Here is a 12,071-nt window from a genome sequence, read left to right on the forward strand (position 1 = left end):
CACTACAGGTGACCTATGCAAAGTGCAGTGAATGAATTTTTAACACCGCGTGTGATTCAGGTCGAAGAGCTGGGCCAGACGCGCGCCAAAGTTACTCTGGAACCTCTCGAGCGCGGTTTCGGACATACTCTGGGCAACGCCCTGCGCCGTATTTTGCTGTCTTCCATGCCTGGTTGTGCGGTAACTGAAGCGGAGATCGACGGTGTACTGCATGAGTACAGCGCGATGGAAGGTGTGCAGGAAGACGTTATTGAAATCCTGCTGAACCTGAAAGAGGTCGCCGTGGTTCTACACGGTAAAGACCAAGCCGTACTCAGCCTGAGCAAGAAAGGCGAAGGCCCGGTAACAGCTGGTGATATTCACACTGACCATGAAGTGGAAATCGTCAATAAAGATCATGTCATCGCTAACCTGAATTCCGGTGGTGAGCTGAACATGCGTCTGACGATTGCCCGCGGCCGCGGCTATGTTCCCGCCGACGTGCGTAACGGTGGCGAGGAAGAAACCCGTTCTATTGGCCGTCTGCAACTGGACGCCAGCTACAGCCCGATAAGCCGCGTAAGCTATGTGGTTGAGAGCGCTCGTGTAGAACAGCGTACCGACCTGGATAAGCTGGTTCTGGATCTCGAAACCAACGGCACTATCGATCCCGAAGAAGCGATCCGTCGCGCCGCGACTATCCTGCAGCAGCAGCTGGCCGTGTTTGTCGATCTGGAAAGCGAAGGCGAGAAAGAGCCCTCTCGTGAAGAAAATGAAGTCGATCCGATTCTGCTTCGCCCGGTAGATGACCTTGAGCTGACAGTGCGCAGTGCAAACTGCCTGAAAGCCGAGAACATTTATTACATCGGTGATCTGGTTCAGCGCACTGAAGTTGAGCTGCTGAAGACGCCGAACCTGGGTAAGAAGTCTCTGACCGAAATCAAAGATGTGCTGGCGTCTCGTGGACTGTCTCTGGGCCTGCGCCTGGATAACTGGCCCCCTGCTAGCCTGAGAAACGACGACCGGGTTCTGGCGTAAGCGCCGGAATCACAGATTATTTTGCTGAGATAGCAACGTTTATTAAAGGAAAAAGCCATGCGTCATCGTCATAGCGGACGTCAACTGAACCGCAACAGCTCGCATCGCAAAGCGATGTTTCGCAACATGACGGCTTCATTGGTAGAGCACGAACTGATCAAAACGACTCTGCCAAAAGCCAAAGAGTTGCGCCGCCACGCGGAGCCCCTCATTACTTTGGCTAAAACTGACAGTGTTGCCAACCGCCGTCTGGCCTTTGCCCGTCTGCGTAGCGACGAAGCTGTTGGTAAGCTGTTCAACGAACTGGGTCCCCGTTACGCGGCGCGTCCCGGCGGTTACATCCGCATCATGAAGTGCGGGCTGCGTACTGGTGACAAAGCGCCTATGGCCTATGTTGAACTGGTTGACCGCCCGGTTGCTGACGAGGTGGAGGACGACGAAGAGTAAGTACTCTTCGCGTCTATAAAAAAGCCGGCATTGCCGGCTTTTTTTTCGTCTGCGTTTTCGTTGTGGAGTTGAGCGCTTGTTTAGCGCTGCAGCAGCGGTTTGAGAAATTGTCCGGTATGTGACTGAGCTTGTTCGGCGACGTGTTCGGGGGTCCCTTCGGCAATGATTTGTCCGCCGCCACTGCCGCCTTCGGGGCCGAGGTCGATCAGCCAGTCTGCGGTTTTGATCACGTCCAGGTTGTGTTCAATGACAACGACGGTGTTGCCGTGATCGCGCAGCCGGTGAAGAACGCTAAGCAATAGCTGAATGTCTTCAAAATGCAGGCCGGTGGTCGGCTCGTCCAAAATATAAAGGGTTTTTCCGGTGTCTCGCTTCGACAGTTCTTTGGCGAGTTTGACCCGCTGGGCTTCGCCCCCGGACAGGGTGGTGGCGGCTTGGCCTAACCGAATATAGCTCAGACCAACATCCATTAATGTTTGCAGTTTTTTGGCGATGGCTGGGACATTCTCGAAGAAGCTATTGGCATCCTCCACTGTCATTTCCAGTACTTCGTGAATATTTTTTCCCTTGTACAGAATGTCCAGTGTTTCCCGGTTATAGCGTTTGCCCTGACAGATTTCGCAAGCCACATAGATATCTGGCAAGAAGTGCATTTCCACTTTGGTGACGCCGTCTCCCTGACAGGCTTCGCAGCGACCGCCCTTCACGTTAAAGCTGAAGCGTCCCACTTTGTAACCGCGGGAGCGGGCTTCCTGTGTGCCGGCGAACAGTTCACGGATGGGCGTGAAGATCCCTGTATAGGTTGCTGGATTGGAGCGAGGCGTTCTGCCAATAGGGCTTTGGTCAATGTCGATGCACTTGTCGACGAGCTCCAGGCCCCGGATATCTGCATAGGGGGCGGGTTTGAGCGTTGTCGCGCCGTTCAGCGTGGTAGCGGCTATTGGGTAGAGGGTGTGGTTGATCAGTGTCGACTTTCCGGAGCCGGAGACGCCGGTAATGCAGGTCATCAATCCGAGCGGGATGTTCAGGTTCACGTCTTGCAGGTTATTACCGATTGCGCCTTCCAGGTGAAGGTAGCGCTTCGGATCCGGCTGGTGGCGTTGCTCCGGGAGAGCGATGGCGCGACGCCCGCTGAGGTAGTCTCCGGTGAGAGAGTTTTTGTTGTTGAGAATGGCGTCGAGGTCGCCCTCGGCGACAACCTGGCCGCCGTGGACACCGGCGCGTGGGCCGATGTCGATAATGTGGTCGGCTGTGCGAATTGCATCCTCGTCGTGTTCCACCACAATCACCGTATTGCCGATATCCCGAAGGTGACGGAGCGTATTGAGCAGTCGCTCGTTATCGCGTTGATGCAGCCCTATGGAGGGTTCGTCGAGAATGTACATCACGCCGACCAGTCCGGCGCCAATTTGGCTGGCGAGACGGATGCGTTGCGCTTCGCCGCCGGACAGTGTGTCGGCACTGCGGCTGAGGCTGAGATAGTTGAGGCCAACGTCGACGAGGAAGCGCAGGCGATCATTAATTTCCTTGAGAATTTTTTCAGCGATCTGTGCGCGGCGACCTGTCAGTGCCAGCTCGCTGAAATATTGCTGTGCTTTGCCGACCGGCATTTCCGTAATATCTGGCAGCGTGTTGTCGTCGATGAACACATGCCGCGCTTCGCGGCGCAGGCGAGTCCCCTTGCAGTCAGGGCAGGAGTGGGTGCTGAGATACTTGGCGAGTTCTTCGCGCACCGTCTGGGACTCGGTATCGCGGTAGCGCCGTTCCATGTTGGGGATGACGCCCTCAAAGCGATGCTTTCTTTGGAAGCTGTCGCCCCTGTCATTGATGTAGGTGAAACTGATTTCTTCGTCACCGCTGCCGTGAAGAATGGCTTTCTGATGCGCTTTTGACAGTTCTTCGAAGGGGGCGTCAATGTCGAAGCCGTAGTGATCGGCAAGCGATTGCAGCATGTGAAAATAGTAAACGCTGCGGCGATCCCAGCCGCGGATCGCACCAGTAGACAGGCTGGCCTCGGGGTGCTGGACGATCATTGCTTCATCGAAATACTGGCGGATGCCGAGCCCGTCGCAGCTGCCGCAGGCGCCTTGGGGGCTGTTAAAGGAGAACAGTCGCGGTTCGAGCTCGCTGAGGCTGTAGCCACAGTGAGGGCAGGCAAACTTGGCAGAAAAGTTCAGTTCGGGAGCGTCGGGTGCATCCATGTCGGCAATGCTGGCGATGCCGTCGCTTAGCTCAAGCGCCGTTTCGAAGGACTCAGCCAGTCGTTGGGCGAGATCATCTCTTACCTTGAAGCGGTCGACGACCACGTCGATGCTGTGCTTCTTCTTTTTGTCCAGCTCTGGCGCGTCGTCCAGGTCTACGACAATGCTGTCTATGCGCGCCCTGACGAAGCCCTGGCTGCGCAGTTTGTCGAGCACGTGGAGATGTTCGCCTTTGCGATTTTTTATGACGGGGGCGAGCAGCATCAGCTTGCTGCCTTCCGGTTGTGCCAGAACTGTGTCGACCATTTGGCTGACGGTTTGGGCGGCGAGTGGCGCGTCGTGGTCTGGGCAGCGCGGCTCGCCAACACGTGCGAAGAGCAGTCGGAGGTAGTCGTATATCTCGGTAATCGTTCCGACGGTAGAGCGCGGGTTGTGTGACGTCGACTTCTGCTCAATGGAAATAGCTGGCGAGAGCCCGTCGATATGGTCGACATCCGGCTTTTCCATCATTGACAGAAACTGCCTGGCGTAGGTCGACAGGGATTCCACATAGCGCCGCTGGCCTTCTGCGTATAGCGTATCGAAGGCGAGCGAAGATTTTCCCGAGCCGGATAAGCCGGTGATGACCACCAGTTTGTCGCGGGGGATTTCCAGGTCGATGTTTTTCAGATTGTGGGTGCGAGCCCCGCGAACGATAATCCGATCCATTGATAATCCCGTCTGGATAAACGGCCCATTATACGGGCCTGTTTGAAGGGGGCGCAAAGTCCAAAGCGGCTTATTGCTACGGTTTTTTAGCCCGTCCTGAACTGATAGACTACGGGCCGGATTAACTTCTCGATTCAGGACAACTCCACTTTTGAATCCCCCTTCGTCGATGTCTGCGCTTGAGCGTCGTGCTGTTGCCGCCTTGGCCTGTCTGTATGTATTCCGCATGCTGGGCTTGTTTATGCTGCTGCCCGTATTGCCGCTGTACGCCGCTGACTACGCCTTGAGTACGCCGGTGCTGGTTGGCTTGGCGCTCGGGATCTATGGTCTGGGGCAGGCGCTGCTACAAATCCCGTTGGGTATGCTGTCTGACCGTGTCGGTCGCAAGCCGGTCATCATCGGTGGCTTGCTGCTGTTTGCCGCCGGCGGTCTGCTGGCAGCGTCGGCGGAGTCAATTTTTACTGTGATCCTGGGGCGCTTGTTGCAGGGAGCTGGAGCTATTGCCAGTACCCTCACCGCGACTGTTGCCGACTTGACCCGAGAGCAGCATCGCAGCAAGGCGATGGCGGTAATCGGCATGAGTATCGGTGTCTCGTTCGGGATAGCGATGGTCATTGGTCCCGGAATCGCTTCGGTAGCGGGAATTTCCGGATTGTTTTTGGTTACGGCTGCGCTCGCCGGGGTTGGTGTGGTGATCACCTTGACGCTGATCCCGTCGCCGCAGGTGCAGTTGCGTGATCCGAGAAGCCAGCCCCTGGCGGGTATGCTGATAAGGTGCTTGCAGACGCCGGACCTGATGCGGTTGAACATCGGGGTGTTTGTACTGCATGCCGCCATGATGGCGCTGTTTCTGATTATCCCCGGCAGGCTGCAGGACCTCGGCATGGTTCCCGAGCATCACTGGTATATGTATCTCCCCGTGATGGCTGGTGCCTTTGTATTAATGGTGCCGGGCATTATTCTGGCAGAGACGCGCCAATGGCATACCCGCATGCTGCGTATCGCCATCATCTTACTGATTCTGATTGAGCTGGCGGCGGCCGTCATGCCGACAACGCTGCTGACGGTCACGGTTGTCCTGTTGATATTCTTCACGGGGTTCAACTACCTCGAGGCCTCGCTGCCTGCCTTGCTGAGTCGCATTGCTTATGCCGGAGGTAAGGGTACGGCGATGGGGGTTTTTGCCAGCTTTCAATTCCTCGGGGCTTTTTGTGGCGGTGCACTGGGCGGTTGGCTGCTGGGCCACTGGGGCGAAGCAGCGGTCTTTCTTGCGGCGGCGCTGGCGGCGGTGGTCTGGTTGTTATGCACCCGACACATGGCGCTGCCTGCGCGTAATATCAGCCTGAGCTTGCGCTGGCACAGCGGGGAGTGGACGGCGGATCGACTCAAAAGTGAAGTTCTCGCTTTACCCGGAGCCATGGATATGACGGTTTTCGAACTGCAGTCGCAAGCCTATTTGCGCGTTGAACAGGGCTTCGATACCAAGCTCTTGCCAGCCGGAATCGACGTGCACGAGTAATGACGCCTTCGGCCTCTATCCGGTATAGTGAGTTTTCGTCGCAGGGCTTGAACAGCAGACAAATAACAGGAGACAGCGCATGGCGCGTGGGATAAACAAAGTAATCTTGGTCGGAAATCTGGGGCAGGACCCCGAAACCCGATACATGCCCTCGGGTGGCGCGGTCACCAACGTTACGCTTGCTACCAGTGAAAGCTGGAAGGACAAGCAGACCGGTCAGCCCCAGGAGCGTACCGAGTGGCACCGCGTGGTGTTTTTCAACCGTTTGGCTGAGATCGCGGGTGAATACCTGAAGAAAGGTTCCAAGGTTTACGTGGAAGGCTCGCTGCGCACCCGCAAATGGCAGGATCAAAGTGGCCAGGATCGTTATACCACCGAGATCGTTGCGGCCGAGATGCAAATGCTCGACAGCCGCGGTGGCGGTGGTATGGGCGGCGGCTATGGCGATGACAGTTATAATCAGGCGCCGGCTCCACAGCAGCAACGCCGTCAGGCACCTCCGCAGGCTCAACAGCGCCCAGCACCTCAGCAGGCGCCTGCAGCACAGCCGCCGGCCGGTGGCTTTGACGATTTCGACGACGACATCCCGTTTTAATTCATGTTTACGCATAGCCTTTCTCTGTGCGTAGTGCTTAGCGGTCGCCTACGAGAATCGCTTCTTCCGTTTACACGAGGGTGTTAAGTGAGCGTTCTGTTGTTGTGCGAAGATCGCACGCTCGCCACTGCGCTGGATAGTCAACTGAGTTCACGGGGGAGAGCGCTGAAGCGGCTCTCCGCCGATGAGCTGCTCGCCGACCCGGCGTTGGCCGATGGCGCCATCCTTATCAATGCTCTGTTGATACCCGGTGAGGCGGTTGGCCCCAGTCTGCCGCTGGTTCAGAAGAATCTCCTGTCATTGCTGGCGTCGCGGTTGCAATGCTATATCGCGCTCAGCGATGCCCGGGTGCTGGAGGGCTTGGATGCCGACACAGCGCTGACCGAAAATGTAACCCCCGCAGCCATGACCGTTGAGGCTCAGCGACTGGCAGAGATGGAAGAGGGGCTGTTGTCGGCCCCCTGCCAGTCACTGGTCTTGCGAGCAGGCCCGTTGATCGCTTCTTCGGGAGAGAATTTTCTGGCCGCTTTACTCGAGAGCCTGATGGCCGGCGAGGTTGTCGGCTTGCGCAATGCAGGACAGAGCTGTCCTACGCCGGTCAGTGATCTGGCGCGCGTATTGTCTGCCATGGTCGACCAGTTAACCTGCGGTGCGCCCTGTCGCGGAATTTACCATTACCAGAGCAGTGGCAGTTGCAGCGCCTACGCCTTTGCTGAAATCGCCTATGCCCACGCCAGTCAGTACCTGGCCAATGCCCCCGACATTGTCGAGGATCCGCGCGGCTGGGACTGGCCCGCTGAATTGCCGGTGTTGCAGTGTGAACGCCTGCTGAGAAATTTTGGTATCAAGCAGTTGCCGTGGCGGGCATGGCTGCCCAAATTAATAAAAAGTCTTTGTGAGGACGCGTCGAATGAGTGCCTCTGATATCTTGATACCCCTGAAGCTCGCCGTGTTGACGGTGTCGGATACCCGCGACGAGTCGAGCGACAGCTCGGGCGCCTATCTGGTCGAGTCATTGCAGGAAGCAGGGCATACCCTGACTGATAAGCAGATCGTCAAAGATGATATCTACCAGATACGCGCGGTTATCTCGGCCTGGATCGCTAGCCCGCAGGTTGACGCTGTGCTGGTTACCGGTGGCACCGGATTTTCCGGGCGGGATTCCACCCCTGAGGCTGTTTCGGTACTGTTTGACAAGCAGATTGAGGGCTTTGGTGAAGTCTTTCGCGCAGTCTCCTACACCGAGATTGGCTCCTCAACCCTACAGTCGCGTGCGCTGGCTGGGTTTGCCAACAATACGGTCATTTTCTGTATGCCAGGCTCTACCGGCGCTTGTCGCACAGCCTGGACATCGCTGATCCGCGAGCAGCTCGACAGCCGCCACCGGCCCTGCAACTTTGTCGGGGTACTGAATACCCGGGCGCACAATTAGTATGGCACTACTGGAGGATGTCGGCACCGTTCAGCAGCGGTTGCTGAGCGATGCGTCACTGCTCTCGACGGAGCCTTGCTCGATTGCCGAGGCGGCCGGGCGCATTCTGCGTGAAGATATCCCTGCCCCCTTGGACGTTCCTCCTCATGACAATAGTGCCATGGACGGATATGCCGTGCGGCGGGCGGACCTGCTCGACGGTCGTCCGCTGCCTGTCAGTCAGCGCGTTCCTGCCGGCGCCGCCCCGGAGGCGCTGATGCCGGGCACCGCGGCACGTATCTTCACTGGCGCGGTGATTCCTCCGGGGGCAGACTGTGTGTTGGCTCAAGAGGATTGCTGGCTGGAGGATGAGCAGCTTTGTACCGACCTCCGCCCTGTGGCTGCCCAGCATATTCGCCCCAGGGGCCAAGATATTCGCCGCGGGCAGTCGCTCCTCTCGGCGGGCAAGCGTCTAAGCTCTGTCGATGTGGGGCTGTTGGCATCGGTGGGTATTGCTGAGTGTCGAGTGTCGCGACCGATTCGCGTCGCGCTGCTGTCGACTGGCGATGAGTTGCGATCTCCCGGTGAGCCGCTGGCTGCCGGGCAAATCTACAACAGTAATCGCCCGATGCTGTCCTCGTTGCTGCGATCAATGGGCTGCGAGGTCCGGGATATGGGGCTGGTCGCAGACAGTGCTGAGGCAACGGCCAGTGCGCTGACGAGCGCGGCCCGCGATGCGGATCTGGTGCTGAGTACCGGTGGTGTCTCCGTGGGCGAAGAAGACCATGTGAAGGCGCAGGTCGAAAAGCTCGGCGCGCTGAAAGTCTGGCGGCTGGCCATCAAACCCGGTAAGCCACTGGCCTATGGCGATATTCACGGTGTGCCGTTTTTCGGTTTGCCGGGCAACCCGGTATCCAGCTTCGTCACCTTCTGTCTACTGGTTCGCCCCTATTTGCTGGCGATGCAGGGCTATGCTTCCCCCCTGCCGCAAACGCGTATTGCCGAGGCAGACTTTGACTGGCCGAAGGCCGGCAGCCGTCAGGAATACCTGCGTGTGACGGTATCGGAGCGGGACGGCAGTCCTCGTCTCAGCCTGTTTCCTCAACAGAGCTCTGGCGCGCTGACGTCGGTGGCCTACAGCAATGCGCTGGCGATAATACCTATCGGTACGACGCTAAGTCGGGGCGATCGGGTCGACTATATTCCCTTCGCAGAACTCGGGGTGGAGTAGTCAGCGTTGCTCGAATGATCGTGCACAAAAAAAGCCCGCTAAGTAGCGGGCTTTTTGTTTCTCTGCCTTGCGGTCAGTCTGTGTAGCGTTTGAACACCAGGCTGGCATTGGTGCCGCCAAAGCCAAAGCTGTTCGACATGACGGTATTGAGCTGCACATTCTCGCGCTTCTCAGTGGCAATGGGGATTCCGGCAGCCTCGCTGTCCAGCTCCTCAATATTTGCTGAGGCGGCAATGAAATTGTGTTGCATCATCAGCAGCGAGAAGATGGCTTCTTGGACACCTGTTGCGCCCAGAGAGTGCCCGGCTAGCGACTTGGTTGAACCGATAACCGGAATAGGCTGCTCGCCATAGGCTTGCTTAATGGCTTTCAGCTCCTGCATGTCGCCTGCGGGGGTCGAGGTGCCGTGGGAGTTGATGTAGTCAACATCGCTGTTAACGCCTTGCAGAGCTAAGCGCATGCAGCGTGCTGCGCCCTCGCCGCTCGGCGCGACCATATCATAGCCGTCTGAGGTGGCGCCGTAGCCGACCAGTTCGCCGTAAATTTTTGCACCGCGGGCCTTGGCGTGTTCCAGCTCTTCCAGAACGACCATGCCCGCACCGCCGGCGATGACAAAACCATCGCGATTGGCGTCGTAGGGCCGGGAGGCTTGTTCCGGCGAGTCATTGTACTTGGTCGACAGGGCGCCCATGGCGTCGAACAGGCAGCTCAGTGTCCAGTGTTCCTCTTCGCCACCCCCGGCGAAGATAATGTCTTGCTTGCCAAGCTGGATCAGCTCAGCGGCATTGCCGATACAGTGTGCGCTGGTGGCGCAGGCGGAAGAAATCGAGTAGTTGACCCCTTTGATCTTGAACGGTGTTGCCAAGCAGGCGGAAACGGTACTGCCCATGGTTTGGGTAACACGGTAGGGGCCGACGCGTTTTACGCCGCGTTCGCGGACGATATCGGCGGATTCAATCAGGTTGGCCGATGAGGCGCCGCCGCTGCCAGCGATAATGCCGGTGCGCTCATTATCGAGGTCTTTCTCTTCCAGCCCGGCATCACTGATGGCTTCTTGCATGGCGACATAGGCGAAGGCTGCCGCGTCGCCCATAAAGCGCAGTTGTTTGCGGTCGATATGCTCTTTCAGGTCCAGGTCGCGAATCGAGCCAGAGATCTGGCTGCGAAAGCCCATTTCCTTATAGGTCTCGTTGGCGCGAATACCGGAGCTGCCGTTTTGCAGTGACGAGAGGGCCTGGCTGATATCATTGCCGATGCTGGAGACGATACCCATCCCGGTTACAACAACACGTTTCATGTTTACCTCGTTATTGTCCTGTGTTCAGTTCTATGAGTGTTGTACTGCGGCCTGCGACTCAGGCGAAGTTGGCGTCGTCCTTGAACAGGCCAACCCGCAGATCCTTGGCGGTGTAGATCACTTTGCCGTCGACAGCGACTTCGCCATCGGCGATACCCATGACCAGCTTACGCTCGATCAGGCGCTTAAAGTTCAAAGTGTAAGTGACCAGCTTGGTATCCGGAAGAATTTGTCCGGTGAACTTGATTTCACCCGCGCCGAGTGCGCGCCCCTTGCCGCCATTGCCACGCCAGCCGAGAAAAAAACCGACCAGCTGCCACATGGCATCCAGGCCGAGGCAGCCGGGCATAACGGGGTCATCGATAAAGTGGCAGTCGAAGAACCAGAGGTCCGGATGGATATCCAGTTCGGCCACCAGCTGACCCTTGCCGTACTCGCCGCCCTCGCCGCTGATATGGGTGATGCGGTCTAGCATCAGCATGTTGTCGACGGGCAGTCGCGGGTTGCCGGGGCCGAAAAGGCGGCCGTGTCCGCAGTCGATGAGTTCTTCTTTGGTAAAGCTGTTTTTATGGGTAAGAGACATGAGAAATAAGACTTTTCAGTGAGAAAACAGTTGCGCGCATAGTAGCATAAGGCCCGTTCGAGCACACAAAAATGTCAACATTGGCCCAAAGATTGCTGTCACAAATTGGTAAGCCGCGCACATTAGACTGTGCGGCGATTGCGCATTCCCAGTTGTGCTGGGAGAATTCACGCGTGGGGCTCACTATGGATTGAGTCGCTTATCACAACAACAGGATTGACTATGATTAGAAAATGCCTCTTCCCGGTTGCCGGCTATGGCACCCGCTTCTTGCCAGCTACAAAATCAATGCCCAAAGAAATGCTGCCGATCGTGAACAAGCCGTTGGTGCAGTACGGGGTTGAAGAATCTATTGAAGCTGGGCTGAACCAAATCGCGTTGGTAACCGGGCGTGGCAAACGGGCAATTGCTGATCATTTTGATATTAGCTTCGAACTGGAAAACCAGATTGCCGGCACCAGCAAAGAGTCCTACCTGACCAGCATCCGCAAGGTGTTGAGTGAGGGCACGTTCATGATGACCCGCCAGCGCGAGATGAAGGGCTTGGGGCATGCCATTTTGACGGGCGAGTGTCTCGTCGGTAACGAGGCCTTCGGCGTAATCCTGTCTGACGACTTGTGTGTGAACCCCGGCGACGACGGTGTCATGACGCAAATGGTGAAGCTCTACAACCAGTTTCGCTGCAGCATTGTCGCCATTCAGGAAGTCCCGATGGAGAACATCGAAAAGTACGGTGTCATTGCCGGCGATGACATGGGGAATGGTCTGTTCCGAGTGAAAGACATGGTTGAGAAGCCCAAGCCGGAAGATGCGCCGAGTAATTTGGCGGTGATTGGTCGCTATATTCTGACCCCGGATATTTTTGACATTATTCGTGACACGCCCCCCGGTAAAAATGGAGAAATTCAGCTCACCGATGCCCTGATGACGCAGGCGCAGAACGGTTGTGTGCTGGCTTACAAATTCCGCGGACGCCGCTTTGACTGTGGCAGTGTGCCTGGCTTTATCGAGGCCACTAACTACGTTTACGAGAATGTTTACGAAGACGGTCAGGGCTGAGGT

11 protein-coding genes are annotated in these 12,071 nt (G+C 57.2%); 8 read left to right on the plus strand and 3 right to left on the minus strand.

What is annotated here, in order from left to right; translation table 11 throughout:
• Nucleotides 1–15 precede the first annotated feature (15 nt).
• Nucleotides 16–1,017: a DNA-directed RNA polymerase subunit alpha gene (locus G411_RS0117760; protein ID WP_022960550.1), complete on the plus strand. Its 1,002-nt coding sequence runs from the start codon at nucleotides 16–18 to the stop codon at nucleotides 1,015–1,017.
• A gap of 57 nt (nucleotides 1,018–1,074) precedes the next feature.
• The gene (gene rplQ / locus G411_RS0117765; RefSeq protein ID WP_022960551.1) at nucleotides 1,075–1,464 is read left to right on the plus strand and encodes a 50S ribosomal protein L17; all 390 of its coding nucleotides are present in this window, start codon (nucleotides 1,075–1,077) and stop codon (nucleotides 1,462–1,464) included.
• Nucleotides 1,465–1,544: 80 nt separating this feature from the next.
• On the opposite strand, the gene uvrA is transcribed toward rplQ, so the two are convergent.
• Nucleotides 1,545–4,373, minus strand: a complete 2,829-nt coding sequence (uvrA, locus tag G411_RS0117770) for an excinuclease ABC subunit UvrA (protein ID WP_022960552.1) — start codon at nucleotides 4,371–4,373, stop codon at nucleotides 1,545–1,547.
• A 151-nt stretch (nucleotides 4,374–4,524) separates the two neighbouring features.
• Between uvrA and G411_RS21085 the strand changes: the two genes are divergently transcribed.
• From G411_RS21085 to G411_RS0117795, 5 genes are all read left to right on the plus strand, one after another.
• Complete coding sequence (locus G411_RS21085; RefSeq protein WP_245542399.1) at nucleotides 4,525–5,892, plus strand: MFS transporter; 1,368 nt, start codon at nucleotides 4,525–4,527, stop codon at nucleotides 5,890–5,892.
• Nucleotides 5,893–5,971: 79 nt separating this feature from the next.
• Nucleotides 5,972–6,487 (plus strand): single-stranded DNA-binding protein, encoded by a 516-nt coding sequence (gene ssb, locus G411_RS0117780; protein ID WP_022960554.1) that lies wholly within the window; start codon nucleotides 5,972–5,974, stop codon nucleotides 6,485–6,487.
• Nucleotides 6,488–6,574: 87 nt separating this feature from the next.
• A complete protein-coding gene (locus G411_RS21705; protein WP_022960555.1) occupies nucleotides 6,575–7,411 on the plus strand; it encodes a sugar nucleotide-binding protein in 837 nt (278 codons plus the stop codon).
• Nucleotides 7,398–7,919, plus strand: a complete 522-nt coding sequence (moaB, locus tag G411_RS0117790; protein ID WP_022960556.1) for a molybdenum cofactor biosynthesis protein B — start codon at nucleotides 7,398–7,400, stop codon at nucleotides 7,917–7,919. Before G411_RS21705 ends, moaB begins: the two co-directional genes overlap by 14 nt.
• 1 nt (nucleotide 7,920) lies before the next feature.
• Nucleotides 7,921–9,129, plus strand: a complete 1,209-nt coding sequence (locus G411_RS0117795; protein ID WP_022960557.1) for a molybdopterin molybdotransferase MoeA — start codon at nucleotides 7,921–7,923, stop codon at nucleotides 9,127–9,129.
• 73 nt (nucleotides 9,130–9,202) lie between these two features.
• On the opposite strand, the gene fabB is transcribed toward G411_RS0117795, so the two are convergent.
• Together fabB and fabA are read right to left on the minus strand one after the other, a co-directional pair.
• Nucleotides 9,203–10,426: a beta-ketoacyl-ACP synthase I gene (fabB, locus tag G411_RS0117800; RefSeq protein ID WP_022960558.1), complete on the minus strand. Its 1,224-nt coding sequence runs from the start codon at nucleotides 10,424–10,426 to the stop codon at nucleotides 9,203–9,205.
• Nucleotides 10,427–10,484: 58 nt separating this feature from the next.
• Nucleotides 10,485–11,009, minus strand: coding sequence for a bifunctional 3-hydroxydecanoyl-ACP dehydratase/trans-2-decenoyl-ACP isomerase (gene fabA, locus G411_RS0117805; protein WP_022960559.1), 525 nt, complete (start codon nucleotides 11,007–11,009; stop codon nucleotides 10,485–10,487).
• A 222-nt stretch (nucleotides 11,010–11,231) separates the two neighbouring features.
• Here fabA and galU point away from each other — a divergent pair, with 222 nt between their 5' ends.
• Nucleotides 11,232–12,068 (plus strand): UTP--glucose-1-phosphate uridylyltransferase GalU, encoded by an 837-nt coding sequence (galU, locus tag G411_RS0117810; RefSeq protein ID WP_022960560.1) that lies wholly within the window; start codon nucleotides 11,232–11,234, stop codon nucleotides 12,066–12,068.
• The last annotated feature ends 3 nt before the right edge of the window (nucleotides 12,069–12,071 follow it).

This window comes from Spongiibacter tropicus DSM 19543 (genome assembly GCF_000420325.1).
GTDB classification, from domain to species: domain Bacteria; phylum Pseudomonadota; class Gammaproteobacteria; order Pseudomonadales; family Spongiibacteraceae; genus Spongiibacter; species Spongiibacter tropicus.

Excerpts from the sequence above, each read along its gene's own strand:
- rplQ (WP_022960551.1), top strand. The coding sequence starts at position 1,075 with ATGCGTCATCGTCATAGCGGACGTCAACTGAACCGCAACAGCTCGCAT.
- galU (WP_022960560.1), top strand. The coding sequence starts at position 11,232 with ATGATTAGAAAATGCCTCTTCCCGGTTGCCGGCTATGGCACCCGCTTC.
- uvrA (WP_022960552.1), bottom strand. The coding sequence starts at position 4,373 with ATGGATCGGATTATCGTTCGCGGGGCTCGCACCCACAATCTGAAAAAC.
- fabB (WP_022960558.1), bottom strand. The coding sequence starts at position 10,426 with ATGAAACGTGTTGTTGTAACCGGGATGGGTATCGTCTCCAGCATCGGC.
- fabA (WP_022960559.1), bottom strand. The coding sequence starts at position 11,009 with ATGTCTCTTACCCATAAAAACAGCTTTACCAAAGAAGAACTCATCGAC.
- moaB (WP_022960556.1), top strand. The coding sequence starts at position 7,398 with ATGAGTGCCTCTGATATCTTGATACCCCTGAAGCTCGCCGTGTTGACG.
- G411_RS0117795 (WP_022960557.1), top strand. The coding sequence starts at position 7,921 with ATGGCACTACTGGAGGATGTCGGCACCGTTCAGCAGCGGTTGCTGAGC.
- ssb (WP_022960554.1), top strand. The coding sequence starts at position 5,972 with ATGGCGCGTGGGATAAACAAAGTAATCTTGGTCGGAAATCTGGGGCAG.
- G411_RS0117760 (WP_022960550.1), top strand. The coding sequence starts at position 16 with ATGCAAAGTGCAGTGAATGAATTTTTAACACCGCGTGTGATTCAGGTC.